The following is a 21,411-nucleotide window of genomic DNA, read 5'->3' on the forward strand; positions in this document are numbered from 1 at the left end:
GATGCCAGTCACCAGGAAATCGAAATATTACATGGAAAAGCCGAAGATGACGTCTGGTTCTATTCCACTTTTATCTCCCTGACCGTTTCATTGCCCGGCAAGTCAACTAATACTATTTTCACCGTAGCACTGGGCGGCAGACTAGCTGCTTTATAATACCAATCAACCCCATTTCTGCCTAAAGTAGCCTTTCCTCTTTCGAGGATGCTGCCTGCTGCATCTATTACCAGTACATCCACTTCTGCTACCCTGAATTCGTCGTTTGCAGTCACGATCACAGTCGTGTCTTCAAAACGGATATCCTGCACTTCCGGGGAGTGATAAGCGTCTTTAATAGCCATGTTCCAGGCATTCTGCCCGGGGCCGGTTTTGGATTGATAATATGCCTTTAAGTCGGGGTCCTGCAGGATGACTTTGGCATAAGCGGCCGCTACCTTCATTTTATAACGGGCTTCCAGCTGTTTCGTTGTCGGCTTATTGTTTGACGGGCCGCGTTTCTTCGCGATGATGATCTGCCCGTTTCTCTCATAGATCGTGAACTGGTCGCCGAGGCTTCCCCGTACGACCTGGAAGAGCACACTGTCTGTTATTAACGCCATAAAATTGGTTTTTTGAGGTTACTATATCAATGTAAATATTCAATCCGAATATAGCCTTTCCTTTATTCATTTTTGTCACTAATTGAGTATTACTACGTCATTATAAGGTCACCTCAATATCGATTTGATATTGAAGTGACCTTAAGCTGTCCTTATAATAACCTTTTAGCATTATAGATAAACAAAAGCTAGCCCCCGGAAGCACTCGGCTCCCGGGGGCTAGCTATAGAATGTTAAAATTATATCGTTCCTGTCGTCATTTCCTTCACCACATAATCCATTATATCATTCCCTTCTTCATCTCCTTCACCGCATAATCCACAGCTCTCGCCGTCAGCGCCATATACGTCAAACTCGGATTCTGGGTACTGGTCGATGTCATACAGGCACCATCGGTTACAAATACATTCTTCACCAGGTGCATTTGGTTCCATTTATTCAGCAAAGATGTTTTCGGGTCATGCCCCATTCTCACCCCACCCATTTCATGAATATCCAGGCCCGGTGCCTGTTTGGAATCATGGGTTTTCAGATCTGTAAAACCAGCTTTGGTATACATATCCGTCATTTGTTCGAAGAAGTCTTTTATCATCTTCTCATCATTATCATCATACCCGATATCAGCATGCAATAATGGAATACCCCATTCATCTTTCTGAGCCTTATCCAGGAATAAACGGCTTTGCTCTTTCGGAATCGTTTCTCCCATCATATGCGAACCTACAAACCATGGACCCAGCTCTTTTTTAGAGAGATGATCTTTTAGCTGTGTACCAAAACCATCATGCTTCGAATACGACGGACGCATGGAATAGAAACCAGCCGCATAGCCACGTAAAAAATCCGTCTCCTGTTTGACGAGGTTTCTGAATCGCGGGATATAAGCACTGGTCGGGCGTTTTCCATCAGTCGTATAATCGAGTAATCCTTCGTATTTACCGGTAATGACTGCACGATAATTATGAAATGCAAAATACTTTCCTAACAATCCATTGTCATTACCCAGTCCATTTGGAAAACGATCGGATGTAGAATTCAGCAGGATGATATTTGTATTCACCGCAGCGGCATTTACAAAGATCACCGGTGCGAAGTATTCAGTGGCTGCATGTGTTTTTGCATCGATTACACGTACACCTGTAGCCTTGCCTTTTGCTGCATCGTAAATGATAGAATGTACGACGGAATCGGGTTTCAGGGTAAGATGACCGGTCTTCTCCGCCCATGGAATCGTAGAAGCATTGCTGCTGAAATACCCGCCAAACGGGCAACCCCGCTGGCACAGATCACGTTTCTGACACTGCACTCTGCCTTGTTGTTTATGGATCTCCTGTGCTTGTGTCACATGTGCACAGCGACCATAAATAACGTGCCGGTCTTTATAATTTTTACCAACAAAATCTTTGAAGTATTCCTCTACTTTCGTGAGGTCCATCGGTGGCAGGAATTCGCCATCGGGCAAACCGGGTAAGTTATCTTTATTACCTGAGATCCCTGCAAACTTCTCCACATAGCTATACCAGGGGGCAATGTCTTCATAGCGGATAGGCCAGTCAACCGCAAAACCATCCCTGGCAGGGCCTTCAAAATCGTAGTTGCTCCACCGTTGCGTCTGCCGGGCCCATAGCAGGGATTTACCGCCTACCTGGTAACCGCGGATCCAGTCGAAGGGCTTGTCCTGCACATAAGGATGTTCCTTATCTTTTACAAAGAAATGCAGTGCATCTTCCTTGAATGCGTAGCATTTACTCACTACCGGGTTGTCGTCCTTTTGTTGTTGGGTCAACTGTCCACGATGCGCAAATTCCCATGGCATCAGGTTGGTGGTAGGATAATCTTTAATGTGCTTAACGTCTCTACCTCTTTCGAGCACTAAAGTCTTCAAGCCTTTTTCCGTGAACTCTTTAGCTGCCCAGCCGCCGCTGATACCCGATCCGATCACGATCGCATCGAAGTTGTGGCTGGTATCGCCTGTATTTATATTTGGCATACAATTTATCCTTTATTAACTAATACACTTCCGTGGAATCGCCCTGGTACGAGCTCGTAGGGGAATACCTTTGTGAGATAATATTCAGAGCCGGTATAACCCTGAATTAATAAGTCTTTGTAAGTATGATAAAATGAGGAGGTGGGAGATGCATCAGGAGCAGTCTCTTCCATTTTTTTAAGGAAGGTTTCGTCTCCTTTTTTCCATTCCTGCTGAAAGGCTTTGAGGCCGGTTTTGAATTTCTCCTGGTCTGCTTTTGAGTAGCAGTCATCCATCAGGGTCATTGCGTACTGGTCGGCCTTGACTTGCCTGGCTCCGGGCTTATCGCCACCGGGTATCAGGACATCGGCAAGGGAAATTAGGGTCGCTTCCTCATCACTACTTAGGTCGATATTTTTCACTTTAAATTCCGGTGGCTTTTTGTCGTGGAGACACGAGGGCAAAACAGCAAGACCGGCAGATACGAACAGGACCTGTTTTAAAACGGTTCGTCTGGATACAAGCATTGGCGCGTTAGTTTTTCATTACGAGCAATAAGGTAGCAGGAAGATCTGGTATTTCCAAACATTTGGGATGAGTGGGGCATTGCCGTAAAGATGCAGGCAGAATTACTTTCCATAAACTTTCATATCCCAGAGCATGCCGCCAAATGTAGCGCCAATGATCATGTTGAATAACTGATACCGTAATACAACGGGAGAAGCTAACACACTAAAACCGATATTGACGAACCAGTAATAAGTGACGATGGTGAGTGCATACCGGAAGTGTTCGTTGGCGATGGCGCGGCCTTCCTGGTATAGATACCTTACCCAGCCGATGGCGAAGATAAGGAGGAGCATGAGCATGAGGTAAGGGTAGAAATTGAATAGTTGCAGTTCTGCGCCTGCGCGTTTATAAACATGATTGTCTTTGTAATGGAACCACTCTTTTGCGACATTTTGAATGGTATCTATGCCGTCATTATATACGGCGAGGTTTTCTGCAGGAGGGAGCATGTATTGCAGGAGATTGGGCCAGATATAATACTGGATATAGGCAACGGGATAGCGTGCGATTAAGTACTTGCCATAGTCATTGAGGAGGGGGGCTACCTGCGCCATCTTATGTAAATGCGCAGCGTTGTCAGAGATATTTTGAGCACCGGGTTCGGGTTGTAAAGGAGAGCCCGGATCCCAGATGAAGAAGGCCATGATAGGCCTGTGAGGTCTTTGAGGCATGGGCACGGAATCGAGCCAGTGGTTGACGCGGGAGTGAATGTTTTTGAACTGGGCGGGAACGGGGTCTTTAGATCTTTTATCAGCGGGGATGTGCGCATAGGCATACACCGCATTGTTGCCCATTTGCCAGCCACTGAACACGGAGAATTGCCGGCGGCCCATGTGGGTTTCTGTTTGCCGGGTGGTGTATAAGATAAAGGCGCCAACGAGGAGGATGGTCGTGACGATGGCGGAGATCTTAATTTTGTTCGGGTATTGGCAAAATACAATAACGGTCATGCTGATCATGGGGTAAATGAGTGCATGGTACCTGACCGTAAATGCGAGGAGTAATACTACTATGTGCAGGGATAATAGCAGCAGGGTGGGCTTGTAAGTAAGGCGGAATAATTGTGCCATCCACAAGAGACTGATCCCGATAAAATACACGTCGCTGGTAACGTAATTACTTAAGTAGAGAATAGCGGGATTGAGGAAGATGAAAATGAACATGGTCCATTGCAGCCATTTGCTGCAGGGTCTGAGCGCGAGGAGGGTGTGGAAATAGAATAGTCCGCAGCAATGATAAATGAATAATTGCAGGAAGATGAGCAGGTGATCGCTGTGAGAAAAGAAGCCGGCAAAACGGATCAGTTTTGCATAGCCTACGGGCCAAAGATTAGCGTCGATATTGGTAGCCGCGCTTCGCAGGTAATTGTAGGAGTCCTGCATGAAATTAGGAAACGGGTAGAGGTATTTGATTAAAATAAACTGCAGGACCATGGTCAATCCTGCTAAAGATCGCATTCTCATCATACGGCAGGAATTTAATTCATTCATTGAATATAAAGTTAGGAGATCCGGCATTCAATCATTGAAAAATTTAAATGAATCTTTAACCAAATGTTAACTATTCCCAAGATTTACTTTATTAGTTTAGCAGCAGGAAATAAAATATGCCAGCATGCATAAAGACCTTATCAGGGTATATGAAGAACAGGCCCCAAATGAATTATCCCATTTTTTTTACGACAATGCCATCGCGATAGACCAGTTGATTCAGCAATATGAGTCCTGGAACCTTGCCAATATGCGGCGGCAGCTGCAACGTATTCATGAGATAAAGAGAGGTATTCGTGTACTTACGGGGAATCATGGATGGACGGATATTGACGGCCTGGATATTTGTTACCAGTTTTTGCGGCCGGGAGTGCCGGCTATAAACATAGAAGCGGGGTTCACGGCAACGCGTACACAGGCAGCGGGTGAATTTGTGATTAATATAACGACGACTGGCATACAGGCCTGGAATTATTACGAGGATCAGTTGCTGCAGGCGTATACGGTTTATGAGCCAGTCATTGCGGTACAGAAGACGATATTGCAGGTGTCGGCCATTGCCGGAGACGAGCACGATAAGATCATGGAGGAACTCTTACAGGTATACGATTTTTTGCAGACCCTGTGTGGTCAGGTTCAGGGGTACAAGGTGACAGTACCTGGTTTATCCCAATCATAATCAATTCATTATCATAAATTTCACATATTACCCCCTTTTCTTTGCGATAGCAATTCGTTTATTTATTTTATCTTTTTTATTTTATTAACAAGTCATTAACCACTCGCCCAAATCATTTTATTAGTTTAGCATTATGCTGATCAATGGCGATAAAAAGGGTAGGTATTAAAATGGAAAAGATAAATTAGTACTGGTATTGGAACATAATTTTTTGCTGTAGTGGAGCGTATTAAACCCCAATCGTTTGAATACCTGGCATTGTTCGAACCCTGCTGACAGGCTACCTGAAATTTGATCATCATATTCAAATCGCACATTTCATGTGACAGTGTTAACTGCCTTTTTAGAGGCATCATCAAGATCGCCGTTAAACAAACACGATTATGTACCCAATATTACATGATGAAAATAAGCTGCTTTTAATTGACCGCTTCATTACAGAGTATGTTCATGCGGGTCATGTGCCTACGGAGTACCTGCAATTGGTGATTCCGAATGCGGGCTTGTATTTTGAGTCGGACAGTGATTTTGATATGTTATCGCAGCATATGCAGTTGGGTTATTTTTCAGTGTGGTTACATGATATTTTTGCGAAGAAGGATATTGTATTGTGTCCGTATTCACCGTATCATTTGTGGGCATTGCATTTTATGTATGAGGATACTTTGAGGACGGAGTCGATCAAGATACCGGAGTTTATGCTGGAGGAGCGGCAGTGTAATTTGTTCAATTTGTATTCGGAGATGCACAGGGTGCCGATGAAGGCGGGGCAGAAGGTGTTGTCATTTCATATAAATATAATGCCGTCCAATGTGCCGAAGTTGGTGCAGCAGTACCCGGGATTGTATAACCTGGCGAATAAGCGGTTGGAGAAGTTTAGCGGGATGATAAATGACAGGCCTTACAGGATAAATGCGGTGTGTAATTATTTGATCCAAAGTATAGTCTCGTGTAAGTATGTGGAGGAGGTAGCGCAGTATTATTTGCATAGGTGTTGTGTGGATTTGTTTTTGAATTTTTCATTGCAGGATGCGACGCCACCGCCGACGATCCAGTTGTTTACGCCGATACAGACGGTGATGTTGCACCAGGTGTTTAATTATGTGACGACGAATCCGCATATGCAGCATAGTGTGGCGGAGTTGGCGAATATGTTTAATATGCCGGGGGCGCAGTTGGCGCAGGGGTTCAGACATCATTTTTGTATTGGGATCACGCCGTTTATAAATATGGTGCGGATGATGCATGTGTATAATAGTATTATGCAGAAATCGATTACGCTGGGGATGGTGGCGGCGGCTACGGGGTATAGGAATACGGTGGATATGTTGAAGGAGGTGGATGGGTATTATGAGTGTAATGTAATGGTGATGAGGAGGGAGCAGTAGTTGAATTAAATACAGATAAAGTGTTCGGAAATTCCGAATAGTACAATAGGGCAATTCCGGATTGCCTGGTAAAGGTTAACCCGATCCGGCATTATGCCTTTCGGGCGGGTTTCAATTGTTTGCAATAAATAAAATTAGCCGGGCAGGAATGCCCGGCCATTATGGATATAGACTAAAAAATTCAATCAATGTGCAATGCTAGACTTTTGTTATCAAAAATCGGTTAATGCGGAGTTAATAATCTCAGATTTTTTCTCTTTTACTCACATTATTTATCATTTGTAATTAATTGTTGATCATACAAATCCTTTACCCTATTCCATCCCGGGCGATGGCTGGTTTAAAAATGAACGAAATGAACAGGCCGCATGATGTATATTTTCCTATATTGCATTTACTATCAGGATCACCTATACCTGGTACCCTCCAAATAACTATGACTAAAATTTACTATTGTTAACCATTAGCGCTAACACATTATGAAAACTCCCTTGAACCCGCTGAATCAGCTGGTAGAAAGCCTACAATTTCTTAAACAACCAGAAGACGATATCACACCATATGAACTGATTGCGTCCATACACCAGGGAACTATCAATGCCATCAGTCATCTGAAAGCAGCACTGGAAACATGCCGGTTAAACGGGCTGCATGAACAGGCCATGCAACGTTATATCCTCATCTGTCAGCAAAGGTTATGTGCCGTGATGAATGAATTACCAACGGCCTGGCTGAATACAGAATTGTCCTCCTCGCATACGATACAGGAGAACACTGCATTGTTACGGGCTGATATTTGTTTTCAGCTGGATGAGTTTCTAATTTACCTGAGAGACACCTTCCCTGCTTATTTCAATCGGTTGCTACCATTACCCAATATTCATAAGGAGATTATCAGGCAGCAGTTGCTACCGGGTATTCCGCTTATAAAAAGGTGGTTTGATATAACAGAGGAGAGTTGCCATGACCTGCAGGATTTGATCCTTGACATGTTTGATCAGCTGGAGCCGGCGTCGCCTCAGCGCCTGAATGATGCGAAACTGCAGTTTTTGGTACAACTACATCAGCATTTACTACGCCTGCTGGACCAGGAGAATTATAATTTACAGCATCACCAGTTGCAGTATGTGCTGTTCTGCCTGAACTGTAATACAACGGATTTTTATCATTATTGTACGACCTGGCTGAACAGGCAATTGCATAAGGTGAATTCACTGGAAGAGCAAATGAAGTTGCTGAAAGATACGTATACGGATATGCAGCAATTGCAGTTGCGCTCAGGACAGGCGTATTGTCCGGATGCGCCGCCGATCAGGGATCTGCTGCAGGAGTGGTTGGTGGTGGAGATCAAATTCCTGGAGCGGAAAATGAAGGAGGAGCCGGGCTTATTGATCACGCATGAGAAGATCCACACGAATATGTCGGTGTCGATGATAGCGTTGATGCTGCGGCTGCTGCGGGCGATGGGGCAGTTGTCGCAGAAACATGTGGAAGAGGCGTTCAGGTTATTGCCAAGGTATTTTATGGCGAGGCGGAACGAGACGTTTACAGAGAGTATATTCAGGGCGAAATATAAGGAGCTAACGAGTAGTACATTGAGCAGGATAGTAGGGATAGGGCAGGAATTGCTGAAGATGCTGAAGCCGGAGGAGCGGACGAGCAAGACGAGGCGATCGTCTTTGTGATATAAATTTTCAGCCCCCTCGGATTTAGATCCGAGGGGGCTGAAATATGCTTATGTCTTCTTTTAAACAGTTTTAATCCTGCGAAGCAGGGCTTCTTTGTTTTACTTTTTCAGTTACGATTACTTCTTCTTTTTCTTCTTCTTCACTTTTTCCATCTCCTCATTATGCTGATCTAAGAGCAGTTGCCAGTTATCATTCGGAATATCCTCAGAGAAACTGATCGTCTGCCGATAATCATTCTTATCAATCTTCATCACCGTGATTTCCTTTCCTAAATATTTCTGGATCTCATCCAGCACCGGCTTCTCCTCATCACTACAAAACGATACGGCCTGTCCTTTCTGCACCCCACGGCCAGTACGCCCTACCCTATGTACATAATTCTCCGGCACATCCGGCAAATCATAATTCACCACATAATCCACATTCGGAATATCTATCCCTCTCGCATTCACGTCAGTTGTGATCAACAATTTCACCTTCCCACTCTTAAAATCTTCCATGGCCTCCAGGCGGTTCTCCTGCTCCTTACCACCATGCATCACCAGGGCCGGGATCTCCACCCTCTCCATGGCCGCCTGTACACGCTCAGCACGCACCTTTGTTCTCACGAACACCAGGATCTTCCCTTCCGGGAACTCCTTCACCAATCTCTCCAGGAAGAAACGCTTATCATCCATACTTACAAATGCCACGGCATGCTGTACGTTCTTTGACACCGGATCTTCAGGGGAAATCTGGATCCTGATCGGATTCCTTACCACAGAATAAGCCAGGTCTTTAATATCCGTATCAATGGTCGCGGAGAAGAAAAGGGTCTGGTGCCTGCGGCCCATATGTTTTAGTACATCCCTGATATCACGGATGAAACCCAGGTCCAGCATATGATCCGCTTCATCCAGGATCAGGGTTTCGGTAAAACTAAGGTCTATAAATCCCCTGCTGATGAGGTCAAACATCCTGCCTGGGGTGGCGATGAGTACATCAACCCCTTTGGCCAGTTTTTCCAGCTGCGGGCCTTCGTCTACGCCACCAAAAAGGCCTAATATATTGAGTTTGGTATACTTGGCAATGGTAACGAATACTTCGGCGATCTGGATGGCCAGTTCACGGGTAGGTACCATTACGACACATCTTACCTCTCCTTTGGTTTTTTTAGGGAGTCTTGAGAGCTTTTGTTGCAGCAAATGCAGCACCGGGATGGCGAAGGCAGCGGTTTTTCCGGTACCGGTCTGGGCTATCGCCATTACGTCATCCCCCTTCAATATAGATGGGATCGCCTTAAATTGGATATCTGTCGGGCGTTTGAATCCCAATTCCTCCAGGCTTCTTTTTATCTCCGGGGAAATACGATACTGTTCAAATTTCATGTTGCAAAGATATGGGATGTAGGGGGAATGTGGGGGGGTGGGGGAAGATGGTTTTTTGGGGGAGGGTGTGAGGGGGTGTTTTGGGGGGAAGGCGTTTTCGGGGGGAATTGGAGGATGATGTTTTTTTGGGGAGGGTGTGATGGGGAAATTGGAGGATGATGTTTTTTGGGGGGGGGGGTGATGGGAGAATTGGAGGAGGATGTTTTTTTGGGAGGAGAGTGTGAGGGGAGAATTGGAGGAGGATGTTTTTTGGGGTGGGGGTGATGGGGGAGAGTTGGAGGAAGATGTTTTTTGGGGGTGGGTGTGATGGGAGAGGAGGAGGAGGATGTTTTTTGGGGGAGGGTGTGATGGGGGAATTGGAGGAAGATGTTTTTTTGGAGGAAGGTGTGAGGGGGAATTGGAGGAAGATGTTTTTTTGGAAGAGGGTGTGATGGGAGAGTTGGAGGAGGATGTTTTTTGGGGGTGGGTGTGAGGGGGAATTGGAGGAAGATGTTTTTTGGGAGGAGAATGTGAGGGAAAGGAAGGAGTAAATATGATTTTAGGAAGGAGGTTTTTGATAAAACGTTTTTGAGTTTTGATTTTAAAAATATCAGAATAATAAGGGTATGTTTTTATTTTTTTAATTAAAAACAATCGCCGTAAATTCAATACTGCAAAGGTTTTTAAACTAAAAACATTTTAAATTATGAATGTCAATTTGCAAGAGGAAAAGCAAACAATTCTAGCGGCGATGGACCGTACAAAACGGGGTTGCTGGGCAACGCCCCTGGAATTATCCAGGATCTCCGGCATCGACCTAGAGCGTGTATTAAGGGTAGTCTACAATTCTTATGAGTTCCTGCAATGTTCTTATCTGAGTGACGATGGACTTCCCATGTTCACCTCAAGAAAGATTTATAAGGAAAGAGCTCCATTGTGGAACAAATTTTTAAGTTTTATAAAAAGCGAATATGTTTAAGATTCCAATTTCCATTATTTTTTGCATGTCAGGGGCTTTAGGAGCCCTGATTATTAAGTTTATTGACGACTCAACGTTAAAGCCGGAAGATAGGCCTGATTTCCGCTCACTACTGTACTATACAAGAGGCGCGGCATGGCTTTTACTGGCTGGCATTATTGGTTTTGTTTATTTTGATAACGAACCAATTTTCAGTAATAAGTCTATTTATTTCCATACGGGTGCCTCCGCACCTGTAATTGTAAAGGCATTGAAAGATTCAATCCCTTCACAGATTAAATCACAAATGAAATAAATAGCAAGCAATATCAGTTTAACCCCTAAAAAATTTCCCCCTTAATCCCTAACTTGCCTACACAAAACACTTCCCATTGGCAAAAGCAAAGGCAAAAATAATCTCCGGCATACCAACACGCTCTCCACTCTCCCGGTTCTTCACCAATCTCCACCCGGTTAAAAGAATACTGATCGCCCTGCTGTCCTGCGGCCTCGTCTGGCTCTTCATCAAAAATGAATCCATCACTGCCCTACTCAGAATCATGATCCTCTGGGATGTATTCTCCCTTGTATTCTGCGCCCAATGCCTTTACATCTTCTTCAACCGCACCACCAATGAAATCCGTGCATACGCCAGACAGGAAGATGGCAGTCGCCTCATGGTATTTGTCCTGATAGTTATTGCCTGCTTTGCAAGCATGCTCATGGTGCTCCTCCTCATGTTATCCACCGAATCAAGAGAAGCCGGCCTGGTATTATACCTGCCTGTAGCGGTAGCGGGTATACTTTTATCATGGGTCATGATCCATTGCATGTTTGCAATTCACTACGCCCACATCTATTATGATGATGACGAGGAAGACAATACCCGTCATATTGGTGGATTAGAATTCCCGCAGGAAAAGCATCCGGATTACCTGGATTTCGCTTATTTCTCTTTTGTGATTGGCATGACCTTCCAGGTTTCAGACGTGGAGATCAGTAATAAAAAATTAAGAAGACTGGCTTTACTACATGGATTGCTGGCATTTGGAATGAATACCTTTGTGGTGGCATTAACGATCAACCTGGTAGCAGGTCTGAAAGGATAAGGGATTTACTCCAAACTCCATCAACCTGGTGGCCGTCTGGAAGGATAAGGGACTTACTCCAAACTCCATCAACCTGGCAGCCCGTCTGAAAGGATAAGGGTTTACTCCAAACTCCAAAATGCCTGCGTTGCCAGCACTTCCGCTCTTCTTAGCATCTTCTTTTCCCTCAATGGCCGCACTATGCCCCAATACACCTGTTCAATATACTCCCATCCAAACGCCGCTGTACTAAACACGATCATTATCCCTGCAAATAACTGTAATCCCATAAAAAACGAAATTCCTACATGCAGCAACACCACTCCCACGTACGCATATACCCTTGTTTTTCTCCACCAGATAAACACAGGATAACCGATTTCAATCAACAAAGTACTCCAGCAAATCAACTTCGCCAGCCATGGATAGTCCGCCAACCAGCGCATATCAAATCTTGCAAACTGCCCCTGCATGAATGTTTGCCAGATCGCTTCCCCATTCCACCATTGTGCTCCCATTGCCTTTTCCAGGCCGGAAGCTAAGTAGACAATACATAAATGGATCTGCAATACCCTTATTGACAGCGTATTCCATTCACTCACACTACTCTCACTATTCTTCCATGTAAATGAATCGCCCACCGGCATCAGTATGCAATAGAACAAAGCAATGTGTAAGAATGTCTCTACCCCATAGGCAGCCATAAATCCTGTATTGATAAACATCAGGTGTAAACCCCAGGCCAGTGTAGCGGCTGCTCTTGTTGACATCCCCAATAACAGGAAGATTAAACAGACCAGGTATACCGCCATTAATATATACACCATGCTATCGCCGGGTATGCCTATCGCCGTAGCTAAGGGCTGTAGCCAGGATAACTGGGGCATGAGGGGGGATACGATTCCTTTGCTGAGTGACCAGGGGATTAATCCATTTACGCCGTATAACATTACGACATTGCCCAGGAGCCAACATCCCTGGATTAATCCAATGAATGCGATGGCGATTCTAAAAAAAGCTAGTGGCTCGCCAGAGCGGGGGGAGAAAAAGAAGCGGTGTAATACACCGGAATAGCTGTTCATAAAAACTGTTATTATAGATGAAGGAAATCATCTCCGGTAGGGGGTATTGATTGGCTTAGTAGTAGTTATTGATGCAAGGCTTTAAGTAGGCTATTAATGCAGGACTTAAAGCAAGCTACTGATGCAAGACTTAAAGCAAGCAACGATGCAAAACTTAAAGTAAGCTACTGATGCAAGACTTAAAGCAAGCCACCGATACAAGACTTAGAGCAAGTCTACCGATGCAAAACTTAAAGTAAGCTACTGATGCACGACTTAAAGCAAGCTGCTGATGCACGACTTTAAGCAAGTCTACCGATGCAAGGCTTAAAGCAAGCCACCGATGCAAAACTTAAAGCAAGTCTACCGATGCAAAACTTAAAGCAAGCCATAATAAATAATAGCCATGATGCAAAACCAATCCTCCTACCGGATATGTTTATTGATTGAAATTATTTTTATCATCTCTCCCAATTACCAGGCATATTCAACAGATGACTGTTATTCCTAAATGTTTCATTAACAAATATTCATACCCATTCACTCCCTATTCTTTCTATAATCTTTCACCAAAAACGGCTCCCACTTTGCCTCCACCCCATTCCTAAAATCCTTCATCTCCGGCACCAACTTACTCACCACCGTCACCCGCACCATCGTGCCATCGGGCGCCTCCTTCAACACATACGCCGCACAACTCCTCGCCAGCAACGGCTGCGCTTCCTCAATACTGAAAAAATTATAAATCGTCTGAATCCTCCTGTTACACTCGCTATTATTACCTTCCAATCTCATTACATGCTGAGATTTTCCATCTGCCACCGTGTACAACACCGCAATTTCATTCCCGATATGCGGGGCGAAAAAACTAAAAATATTCCCGGCGCCGGTAAAGTCGCCATAACCTGATAACCAGGTCGTATGCTTACTCCATTCTTTGAAATGAGCAGCATGCAAAGCGACTACCAACAAGTGGAAAAGCGCGATGCCCATCCAACAAATATGCTTCCACGTTATCATAAAAAAGGTTAAAATGAAGCGTGTAAAAAGTTAAAAAAGAGAGGCCAGCTGAAAACAGCGTATAAAATTTTACAGCTGGCCCCGGGGTAAGTAGGAATGGGTGGATGAAAGATCAAAGATCGAAATGGGGTTAATGAATCACCAATCTTCTCCTGTCCTTTCATCTACCATCAACCAGACCTTATTTCACAATTACTATTTATGTATTGATTATCAACTGGAAATACCTATTTATGAAATAAGTTCTAGAACTCATTTCATCATTACCATTTAAGTATTGATTATCAATCATAAAGGCCTATTTATGAAATGAGTTCTAGTTAATCCCTAATATCGCGGCACCTGCAACTTCTTCTATATTGAGTTTTTCAAACCCTTTATCAAGACTTACAAAATTCGCCCTGATATCCCGCAACACAATCGGGTCAAAACATCCAATCATATTCGGGAACTTCCTTCTCAATATATCTTCCCATCTCAAACTGGTATAAATCGTCAGCTTAGCACCCGCACTTGCAGGCACCTGGGTAATATCTCCCAATCCATAAAATCCTCTTGTAAAGTAAGGCAGTGCCGTACCCTGTGGCAGTGATAACCTGAACTTTTCCAGGGGAGCCTTCGCCAACACTTTCGTATCTACTGCATCCGCCTGTAATTTGCTGGCCGCAGTCAGGAAGGTCTTGGTGGCCAATACCTGCTCACTGGCAGACAATTCAGTAATTGTCAGGTCTGCAAAGGTTTTGCTATCCACTTTCTGTATCAATTCTGCCGCTCTTTTAGCTATATCCAGGTAAGGAATCATGGTAGGACAGGTCTTGATCCAAATCTTTTTAAACGGCGCTTTGGTGTATCCAATCCTTGCCAGGTACGGAAAAGGAATCGGGGTTTTTCCATCGCCGAATTGGGTTTCATCGGAAAGACCGCCGTAAGATGCTTTGGTGATGTAGTTATTTGCCGGTAATCCATCGAAAGTGAGCAGATAGGTTTCCGGTTTAAGGTCCTTTAATATGGCATCCATTTCATCACTGCCATCAGCAGCTGTTACGGCTAATTCTGAAGTTGGACGAAGGGAAGCCTGTTCTTTCTTGCAGGAAAACATGGTCAGTACAGCTAAGCCAGCTATACCGGCTAAGAGGTTGCGTTTCATTTTTTGGGGTTTGAGGTTTTTAGATAACAATTGTTTACCGCACAAAAGTCATGGAATTACCGCTTGCCCACAAGCAGAAAAATACTTGTTTTCACAACGTAGAAATACGCAAATATGGGGTTAACAAGTCAAGGGGTGGGGTGTGATAAATATAGTCCACCGGTATTTGTTATGCTAAAATTTTCAATGAGATATGAGTGTTGTGAAATGTTTGAAAAGAATGTGAGCTATGCACTTAGACATAGCCCACGATCCTGTAGTCATTCCACAACTTTCTTTGATGAATGACGGGTGAGGCTGTTAACAATGGAATACGTCATTCGAAAAATCTTTGAATGGATTGTGAGCTATGTGATTAGACATGCCCACGAACCAGGAGTTATACTACAATTACGTTGGATGAAAGGTGAGCTATACCATAAAGTACGGCCCACCATATTATCTATTTATTCGAAAACAGTTGAAAAGTAAGTTATACCCCACCGGGCATAACTTACTCACATTAGGGGTTCTTACAAACTCTTTGGACGAATGGCAAACTATACCATAAAATATAGCCCGCCATCTTTATTTTTATTCACTTTAGAACAGATGAAAGGCCAGCTACGCCCGAAGGCATTGCTCACTCAATTTGGGGCAACATCATCTCTCTTGAACAATAGATGAAGGGAGCAGGAGAGCTACACCCAAAGGCATAGCACTCCTGTACTATCAACTTTACATCCGTCTTACTTAATTAATAATAACGCAGCGGTCATATAGGTTGTAGCCAAAATCACCTGATCCACACAATCTTCCCACCTTTGCTGGACTTATAAGTTTTGGAAGACGCATCATAATAGTACGTACAGGTACCAAAATGATCAAACTGACATTCGTAATCATATCCTTCGATACCTGCTTCTACGTAAGCAGTTCCATTCCAGTAATATTGAGTTTCCTCGCGGTGATCCTTTGCGAAAGAGCTGGCAATAGCGGAACCGGTACCTACTACAACAGCCAGTGTCATTAACGATAGTTTTAAATTTTGATTCATGGGTTTACATTTTGTGAGTGATAGGGTCAACAAAACTGGGTACGTACTTTTAAATTATGGATGATCAAGGCCGTAAAACAATGAAGCGAAGATATAATAGTCTGCTGCAATACCGCCGCAGTTTGACACAAGATCTTATTTTAACTTTTCCTGTACCCCTTCTCTGCTAAAACGGACTAATATTGAGCTTTACGTCAAAGCAGCTGCATCCGCCATCCATGTATATTTCAAATTCAATAAGTGTTTTCAATACACCTTAGTTTTAAAAATATTTTACTTTTTAAAAATATCTCATTAGCTTTGCGTCAAATTAACACAAAGACCCCATGCCATCTTTCAGTAGTTATAAAAACCCATCGCTGGCAGCAGATCTCGTTGTGTTTGGTTATCAACAAGGTACCCTCTCTATCCTGCTCCTAAACAGGAATACTGAGCCTTTTAAAGATAAATGGGTACTCCCAGGCGCCTTCCTCCTTATGGAAGAACGGCTCCACGATACCTGTGCCCGTGTGCTGAAAACCAAACTTGGTATGGATGACCTCTACCTGGAGCAACTCTTTACCTACGACGCCCCTGATCGTGACCCCAGGGGCCGTGCGATCGCTGTTGCTCACTATGCCCTGGTAAACCCTGCAAAGTTTGCCATTACTGCAGGTACGATGGCGAATGACGTGAAGTGGTTCAATGTGAAGGAGTTACCAGCGCTCGGTTTTGATCATGATATCATTGCGGCAGATGCATTGAAACGTTTACAGCATAAAATCCTCCATTATCCTGTAGGTTTCGAATTGCTCAATGATGTCTTTACCATGCCGGAGCTGCATGCCCTGTATGAATGTATTCTGGATATCAGTATTGACAGAAGGAATTTTCGACGGAAAATACTGGATGCGGGATATATTATTAGTATAGGGAAGAAGAGGGAAGGATTGAATAACAGGCATCCGGATCTTTATGAATTTAATAAAGAGTTGAAAAGCATTCATTTGAGTTTTGGCTAGGCCCAACTGTTTTCTTCGGAGAAAAATTCACCTGGCCCCAAACCCCATTTTACAACAGACCCTTTCAAAATTTTATTATGATGACGAACGACAATAATATAATGACATACGACACCAACTGGCTCATTGCCCAACAGCCAACACCCAAGTTCTGCTTCTTCTGGAAACCTGAGATTTCCGAAGATGGGAGTATCACTGAATCCTGTTTAGGCCAGTGGTGGGTAGCCCCTTTCACCGTGAATGGAAAAACATACCTCACCGCTGAACACTGGATGATGGCCGGCAAAGCCACCCTCTTTGGCGATACTGAAATAGAGAAAAAAATCCTTGCCAGCCCCTCTCCTGCTACAGTGAAAGCATTGGGAAGAAAAGTTGCCAACTTTGATCCTGCTAAGTGGGATGCTGCGAAAAGAGAGATCGTGAGACAGGGAAATATTTACAAATTCACACAACATCCGGAGCTGAAAGCATTCCTGTTAAGTACAGGGAAGGATGTACTGGTAGAAGCCAGCCCCCTGGACAGGATTTGGGGGATTGGTTTGTCTGCGACAAATGAAAATGCTGCACATCCTGAAAAGTGGAGGGGCCAGAATCTCCTCGGGTATGCTTTGATGGAAGTGAGAGATGTGTTAAAGTAATGAGTGGTATACTCAAAACCTAATTTAAATGAATCAAAAAGAAACATCAAAATTCCTCAGCCTGATCCTCCGCCACCAACCGGAACTCATCGGACTGAAACTCGATACCAACGGCTGGGCGGATGTAGACACCCTACTCGCCCTGGCCGCACGCCGTAAACGTATCACCAAAGCAGAACTCGAAACCATCGTGGCTGAAAGTGACAAACAACGCTTCGCCTTCAACGAAGATCGTACTAAAATCAGGGCCAACCAGGGGCATTCCATTCATGTAGACCTGGAACTCCCCGTCACCACACCTCCCGAGTTCCTCTTTCATGGTACCACCGGCGCCTTTGTATCTGACATTCTAAAAACAGGTATTCAAAAAATGAGCCGCCAATATGTACACCTCAGCGTTGACAAATCGACTGCTACCAAAGTAGGGAGTCGCAGAGGAGTTCCCGTCATCCTTACGATTCGTAGTGGTGATATGTACAGAGATGGTATTCCATTTTTTGTATCTGCCAATGGTGTGTGGCTCACTGATCATGTGCCGGCTAAATACATTTCACAGTGATAACCGGGGTAAAATGAGGGCATTATCGCTGACTATGTACCGGCTAAATCCAATTTACAATGACCACTCCAATCAAATCAGCCCTCCTGGGCCTTGCCGTTGGCGACGCCCTGGGGGTTCCTGTAGAATTCCAGTCACGCGATACCCTTGCCAAACATCCCGTTACCTCCATGCGGGCATACGGCTCACATAACCAAGCTGCCGGCACCTGGTCTGATGATAGCTCCCTCACCTTCTGCCTCGCGGAAACCCTCGCAAAAGGATATGAGCTCCAGGACCTCGCCAACCGCTTTATCAACTGGCGCGACCATGCTTACTGGACCCCGCACGGCCATGTATTTGACATCGGCAACACCACCAATACCGCCATCTATCTCCTTTCGCAAGGCACCCCACCCACCCAGGCAGGAGAAGATACCGAAGACAGCAATGGTAATGGTTCCCTCATGCGTATCCTGCCGCTCTTATTTTATATCAAAGACCTTGATATTCATGCGCGCTATCAGCATGTGCGGGATGTTTCCAGCCTCACACACCGCCATATCCGCTCCATTGCCTGTTGCTTTATCTACCTCGAAATCGCCCTCCATATCCTGAAAGGCGAACAACCTGCAGCTGCTTATCTCAATGCCATCACTGATGTAAATAAATACTTCAGCGAACAAGCATTAATGGATCAGCAAGAGTTGGAAATATTAGCACCTATACTCTCGGGATCATTGATCGATAAAACGATCGATGACATTCACGGTACCGGCTATGTGGTGCGCACACTTGAAGCTGCCATCTGGCTCCTGATCCATACCAATAGTTATGCTGAAGCCGTACTGACCGCTGTCAATCTCGGCAATGACACCGATACCACCGCAGCAGTGACCGGTGGAATCGCTGGTCTGCACTACGGTTGGGAAGAAATTCCTGCCGAATGGTTAAACATTTTAGCAGGAAAGGAGAGAATTGAAAATCTGATTACTAACTTGCAGGTCAAATTCAATATGTAATGGCCCGGACGTTTGTAATTGGAGATATTCATGGTGCATTGAAAGCATTGGAACAGCTGATAGGACAACTCCTGTTGCAACCGTCGGACAAACTCATTTTTCTTGGCGATTTTGTAGATGGCTGGTCTCAGTCTGCAGAAGTGGTTGAATACCTGATGGCATTGCAACAGCAATATGACTGCATCATCATTAAAGGGAATCATGATGCCTGGGTAGAACGCTGGCTGAATGGCGAAGACCCGGATCCTGTATGGCACCGGAATGGCGGCAAAGAAACGATTGCCAGTTATGCAAAGGTCTCTCCCGAACAACGCATGGTACACCTGGAATGGCTGAATCGTCTCAGGTTGTATTATGTAGATGATCAGAACAGGCTGTTCCTCCATGCAGGTTTTGCCAGTATGCATGGCCCGGAAAAAGAACATTATGATACCAACTTCTACTGGGATCGGTCTTTGTGGGAAATGGCCCTCTGTATGGATAAGCGGATTAAGAAAGATTCATTACTATACCCGAAAAGATTATTACTCTATAAAGAAATTTTCATTGGTCATACACCTACCGTAAATTATGATGTGACCACCCCGATGAATGCATGTAATGTGTGGAATGTAGATACCGGCGCGGCTTTCATGGGAAGGATCTCTGCTATGGAGATTGATTCAAAAGAGTTTTGGCAGAGTGACCCTGCTTATGTTTTTTATCCTGGTGAAAAAGGACGCAATAAATAAACACTTGTATCAAAAGTAAAACTTCCCGGATTAAAATCAGGCAAAGCATGGAGCACGTTTTTGTCTATAAAATGTCTCCACTGGCTTCAATTTACCTTTGATACAAGCTCTTATTTTATACCCATTTCTTTCTTTGCTAAAGTAAGCTGTTCATCATGCGGATCTTCCTGGTAATAATACACTATGCCATCTTCTACTACTATCCTGTGCTGTAAATCTTCATCACTCAAATAATTACACCCGTTATACACCAGCCATGGATCAGAGAGCTGCTTCCAGCCAGCTTTTGTAAATGCCCAGGTACTCATCACATAAGTACATCCATGCAAGGGCGCCTGGTATACTGAAATATCATCTCTGCCATCACTGTTCAAATCTCCTTCATTAATCAACCGGATCTCTCCATAGCCCGTTACCAATGGCCTGATCCCAGGATTAGAAAAGCGGATCACATATTCATCCTGCCCTTCCTTTTCCATCGCCTTTCTGTACAATACACCATATGCCTCATCCTGGTTGCCATCTCCATCAAAATCGCCGTTAATACGGATCGTATCAGGCACTACCTGCGGAGTTTCAGGGGGTGCGCCAACAGCCATTACACCGGTATCTACTTTCGTTGACAGACTTAAAAAAGAGTCTGGAGTAGCAGCTTTATTTTTCCCCGGGGAGTTGCACGCGAGCACACCTGGGATAAGGATATAAAGAAGGTTTTTATACATGGATTTAGCTTATTCCAACAAAAGTATTAATTTCATTTTGATAATACATAATCCATATGCTCACGACTACTTTGAAAACGCTCTTTCGCAGAGATCTTGAAAAACTGGTTGAAGAACTTTCATTGTATAAGAATGAAAGTAAGATCTGGTATACGGAAAAAGGCATCAGTAACAGCGCGGGGAATCTTGCCCTGCACCTGGTGGGTAACCTGAATACGTTCATTGGCTTGCACCTGGGAAACACGGGGTATGTTCGTCACCGTGAGTTGGAGTTTTCACAGAAGGATGTACCTCGGGCGACGCTGACAAAGATGATTGAAGATACAATTGTGGTGATTGAGAAAGCCCTGGATGGCCTGACGCAGGAACAGGTAGAAGCATTATACCCGATCGAAGTATTTGGAGGGCCGATTTATACAGGGCATTTCCTGGTGCATTTAAGCGGTCACCTGATGTACCACTTAGGCCAGGTGAATTATCACAGACGGTTGTTAGATTTTTAATTAAATAACTCCATTCTTTATTACAGCAGATGGATAAAATCTCACATTATGCAACTACTGCATGAAGTTTCACTTTATTACAGCTGCTGCATGAAGTTTCACTTTATTACAGCAACTGCATGAAATTTCACCTTATTACAGCAGGTGCATGAAGTTTTACTTTATTACAGTCGCTACATGAAGTTTCACTTTATTACAGCAGGTGCATAAAATCTCA

Annotated in this window: 21 protein-coding genes; 11 read left to right on the top strand and 10 right to left on the bottom strand. The window is 44.3% G+C overall.

The features are described from left to right. Nucleotides 1-59: 59 nt before the first annotated feature. The 4 genes from U0033_RS17420 to U0033_RS17435 form a co-directional block, all read right to left on the bottom strand. Complete coding sequence (locus tag U0033_RS17420; RefSeq protein ID WP_072363602.1) at nt 60-599, bottom strand: hypothetical protein; 540 nt, start codon at nt 597-599, stop codon at nt 60-62. A 280-nt stretch (nt 600-879) separates the two neighbouring features. Further along, complete coding sequence (locus U0033_RS17425; protein ID WP_072363601.1) at nt 880-2,589, bottom strand: GMC oxidoreductase; 1,710 nt, start codon at nt 2,587-2,589, stop codon at nt 880-882. Nucleotides 2,590-2,594: 5 nt separating this feature from the next. Continuing rightward, entirely contained in the window at nt 2,595-3,095 is a 501-nt protein-coding gene (locus U0033_RS17430; protein ID WP_072363600.1) for a gluconate 2-dehydrogenase subunit 3 family protein, read from the bottom strand. A 102-nt stretch (nt 3,096-3,197) separates the two neighbouring features. Next, the gene (locus U0033_RS17435) at nt 3,198-4,604 is read right to left on the bottom strand and encodes a hypothetical protein (RefSeq protein WP_143150830.1); all 1,407 of its coding nucleotides are present in this window, start codon (nt 4,602-4,604) and stop codon (nt 3,198-3,200) included. A 148-nt stretch (nt 4,605-4,752) separates the two neighbouring features. Between U0033_RS17435 and U0033_RS17440 the strand changes: the two genes are divergently transcribed. From U0033_RS17440 to U0033_RS17450, 3 genes are all read left to right on the top strand, one after another. After that, on the top strand, nt 4,753-5,307 hold the full coding sequence (locus U0033_RS17440; RefSeq protein WP_072363598.1) for a hypothetical protein: 555 nt from the start codon (nt 4,753-4,755) through the stop codon (nt 5,305-5,307). Between the two features lie 383 nt (nt 5,308-5,690). Beyond that, nucleotides 5,691-6,695 (top strand): hypothetical protein, encoded by a 1,005-nt coding sequence (locus U0033_RS17445; protein ID WP_072363597.1) that lies wholly within the window; start codon nt 5,691-5,693, stop codon nt 6,693-6,695. Between the two features lie 479 nt (nt 6,696-7,174). Next, the gene (locus U0033_RS17450) at nt 7,175-8,380 is read left to right on the top strand and encodes a hypothetical protein (protein ID WP_072363596.1); all 1,206 of its coding nucleotides are present in this window, start codon (nt 7,175-7,177) and stop codon (nt 8,378-8,380) included. Between the two features lie 119 nt (nt 8,381-8,499). Here the strand turns inward: U0033_RS17450 and U0033_RS17455 are convergent, their stop codons facing one another. Further along, nucleotides 8,500-9,750 (bottom strand): DEAD/DEAH box helicase, encoded by a 1,251-nt coding sequence (locus U0033_RS17455; RefSeq protein ID WP_072363595.1) that lies wholly within the window; start codon nt 9,748-9,750, stop codon nt 8,500-8,502. Between the two features lie 950 nt (nt 9,751-10,700). On the opposite strand from U0033_RS17455, the gene U0033_RS17460 reads away from it, so the two are divergent. Further along, nucleotides 10,701-11,003, top strand: coding sequence for a hypothetical protein (locus U0033_RS17460; protein ID WP_072363592.1), 303 nt, complete (start codon nt 10,701-10,703; stop codon nt 11,001-11,003). Between the two features lie 76 nt (nt 11,004-11,079). Continuing rightward, entirely contained in the window at nt 11,080-11,796 is a 717-nt protein-coding gene (locus U0033_RS17465; RefSeq protein ID WP_245801827.1) for a DUF1345 domain-containing protein, read from the top strand. Nucleotides 11,797-11,897: 101 nt separating this feature from the next. Here U0033_RS17465 and U0033_RS17470 read toward each other — a convergent pair whose 3' ends face one another. From U0033_RS17470 to U0033_RS17485, 4 genes are all read right to left on the bottom strand, one after another. After that, on the bottom strand, nt 11,898-12,857 hold the full coding sequence (locus U0033_RS17470) for an HTTM domain-containing protein (RefSeq protein ID WP_072363591.1): 960 nt from the start codon (nt 12,855-12,857) through the stop codon (nt 11,898-11,900). Nucleotides 12,858-13,376: 519 nt separating this feature from the next. Beyond that, nucleotides 13,377-13,856 (bottom strand): hypothetical protein, encoded by a 480-nt coding sequence (locus U0033_RS17475; protein WP_072363590.1) that lies wholly within the window; start codon nt 13,854-13,856, stop codon nt 13,377-13,379. Between the two features lie 316 nt (nt 13,857-14,172). Further along, a complete protein-coding gene (locus tag U0033_RS17480; RefSeq protein WP_072363589.1) occupies nt 14,173-15,003 on the bottom strand; it encodes a hypothetical protein in 831 nt (276 codons plus the stop codon). Nucleotides 15,004-15,778: 775 nt separating this feature from the next. Further along, complete coding sequence (locus U0033_RS17485; RefSeq protein ID WP_083571703.1) at nt 15,779-16,039, bottom strand: hypothetical protein; 261 nt, start codon at nt 16,037-16,039, stop codon at nt 15,779-15,781. A 326-nt stretch (nt 16,040-16,365) separates the two neighbouring features. On the opposite strand from U0033_RS17485, the gene U0033_RS17490 reads away from it, so the two are divergent. The 5 genes from U0033_RS17490 (at nt 16,366) to U0033_RS17510 (ending at nt 19,969) form a co-directional block, all read left to right on the top strand. Further along, nucleotides 16,366-17,040, top strand: a complete 675-nt coding sequence (locus U0033_RS17490; protein WP_072363587.1) for an NUDIX hydrolase — start codon at nt 16,366-16,368, stop codon at nt 17,038-17,040. 77 nt (nt 17,041-17,117) lie between these two features. Then, nucleotides 17,118-17,678 (top strand): NADAR family protein, encoded by a 561-nt coding sequence (locus U0033_RS17495; RefSeq protein ID WP_245801826.1) that lies wholly within the window; start codon nt 17,118-17,120, stop codon nt 17,676-17,678. A 28-nt stretch (nt 17,679-17,706) separates the two neighbouring features. Further along, complete coding sequence (locus U0033_RS17500; protein ID WP_072363585.1) at nt 17,707-18,237, top strand: RNA 2'-phosphotransferase; 531 nt, start codon at nt 17,707-17,709, stop codon at nt 18,235-18,237. A gap of 59 nt (nt 18,238-18,296) precedes the next feature. Then, nucleotides 18,297-19,238, top strand: coding sequence for an ADP-ribosylglycohydrolase family protein (locus tag U0033_RS17505; RefSeq protein ID WP_072363584.1), 942 nt, complete (start codon nt 18,297-18,299; stop codon nt 19,236-19,238). After that, nucleotides 19,238-19,969, top strand: coding sequence for a metallophosphoesterase family protein (locus U0033_RS17510; RefSeq protein ID WP_072363583.1), 732 nt, complete (start codon nt 19,238-19,240; stop codon nt 19,967-19,969). Before U0033_RS17505 ends, U0033_RS17510 begins: the two co-directional genes overlap by 1 nt. 110 nt (nt 19,970-20,079) lie before the next feature. Here U0033_RS17510 and U0033_RS17515 read toward each other — a convergent pair whose 3' ends face one another. Further along, nucleotides 20,080-20,691 carry a hypothetical protein gene (locus tag U0033_RS17515; protein WP_072363582.1) on the bottom strand — a complete coding sequence of 204 codons (612 nt, stop codon included), beginning with the start codon at nt 20,689-20,691 and terminating at the stop codon, nt 20,080-20,082. A 56-nt stretch (nt 20,692-20,747) separates the two neighbouring features. On the opposite strand from U0033_RS17515, the gene U0033_RS17520 reads away from it, so the two are divergent. After that, nucleotides 20,748-21,194, top strand: a complete 447-nt coding sequence (locus U0033_RS17520) for a DUF1572 family protein (protein ID WP_072363581.1) — start codon at nt 20,748-20,750, stop codon at nt 21,192-21,194. Nucleotides 21,195-21,411: the final 217 nt, after the last annotated feature.

This window comes from Chitinophaga sancti (genome assembly GCF_034424315.1).
Lineage (GTDB): Bacteria > Bacteroidota > Bacteroidia > Chitinophagales > Chitinophagaceae > Chitinophaga > Chitinophaga sancti.

What these genes read in the sequence shown, in the direction of transcription:
- U0033_RS17495 (WP_245801826.1), top strand. Translation starts at nt 17,118, where the DNA reads ATGATGACGAACGACAATAATATAATGACATACGACACCAACTGGCTC.
- U0033_RS17460 (WP_072363592.1), top strand. Translation starts at nt 10,701, where the DNA reads ATGTTTAAGATTCCAATTTCCATTATTTTTTGCATGTCAGGGGCTTTA.
- U0033_RS17490 (WP_072363587.1), top strand. Translation starts at nt 16,366, where the DNA reads ATGCCATCTTTCAGTAGTTATAAAAACCCATCGCTGGCAGCAGATCTC.
- U0033_RS17455 (WP_072363595.1), bottom strand. Translation starts at nt 9,750, where the DNA reads ATGAAATTTGAACAGTATCGTATTTCCCCGGAGATAAAAAGAAGCCTG.
- U0033_RS17430 (WP_072363600.1), bottom strand. Translation starts at nt 3,095, where the DNA reads ATGCTTGTATCCAGACGAACCGTTTTAAAACAGGTCCTGTTCGTATCT.
- U0033_RS17510 (WP_072363583.1), top strand. Translation starts at nt 19,238, where the DNA reads ATGGCCCGGACGTTTGTAATTGGAGATATTCATGGTGCATTGAAAGCA.
- U0033_RS17520 (WP_072363581.1), top strand. Translation starts at nt 20,748, where the DNA reads ATGCTCACGACTACTTTGAAAACGCTCTTTCGCAGAGATCTTGAAAAA.
- U0033_RS17420 (WP_072363602.1), bottom strand. Translation starts at nt 599, where the DNA reads ATGGCGTTAATAACAGACAGTGTGCTCTTCCAGGTCGTACGGGGAAGC.
- U0033_RS17470 (WP_072363591.1), bottom strand. Translation starts at nt 12,857, where the DNA reads ATGAACAGCTATTCCGGTGTATTACACCGCTTCTTTTTCTCCCCCCGC.
- U0033_RS17440 (WP_072363598.1), top strand. Translation starts at nt 4,753, where the DNA reads ATGCATAAAGACCTTATCAGGGTATATGAAGAACAGGCCCCAAATGAA.
- U0033_RS17435 (WP_143150830.1), bottom strand. Translation starts at nt 4,604, where the DNA reads ATGATGAGAATGCGATCTTTAGCAGGATTGACCATGGTCCTGCAGTTT.
- U0033_RS17480 (WP_072363589.1), bottom strand. Translation starts at nt 15,003, where the DNA reads ATGAAACGCAACCTCTTAGCCGGTATAGCTGGCTTAGCTGTACTGACC.
- U0033_RS17425 (WP_072363601.1), bottom strand. Translation starts at nt 2,589, where the DNA reads ATGCCAAATATAAATACAGGCGATACCAGCCACAACTTCGATGCGATC.
- U0033_RS17485 (WP_083571703.1), bottom strand. Translation starts at nt 16,039, where the DNA reads ATGAATCAAAATTTAAAACTATCGTTAATGACACTGGCTGTTGTAGTA.
- U0033_RS17500 (WP_072363585.1), top strand. Translation starts at nt 17,707, where the DNA reads ATGAATCAAAAAGAAACATCAAAATTCCTCAGCCTGATCCTCCGCCAC.
- U0033_RS17450 (WP_072363596.1), top strand. Translation starts at nt 7,175, where the DNA reads ATGAAAACTCCCTTGAACCCGCTGAATCAGCTGGTAGAAAGCCTACAA.
- U0033_RS17515 (WP_072363582.1), bottom strand. Translation starts at nt 20,691, where the DNA reads ATGTATAAAAACCTTCTTTATATCCTTATCCCAGGTGTGCTCGCGTGC.
- U0033_RS17445 (WP_072363597.1), top strand. Translation starts at nt 5,691, where the DNA reads ATGTACCCAATATTACATGATGAAAATAAGCTGCTTTTAATTGACCGC.
- U0033_RS17475 (WP_072363590.1), bottom strand. Translation starts at nt 13,856, where the DNA reads ATGATAACGTGGAAGCATATTTGTTGGATGGGCATCGCGCTTTTCCAC.
- U0033_RS17505 (WP_072363584.1), top strand. Translation starts at nt 18,297, where the DNA reads ATGACCACTCCAATCAAATCAGCCCTCCTGGGCCTTGCCGTTGGCGAC.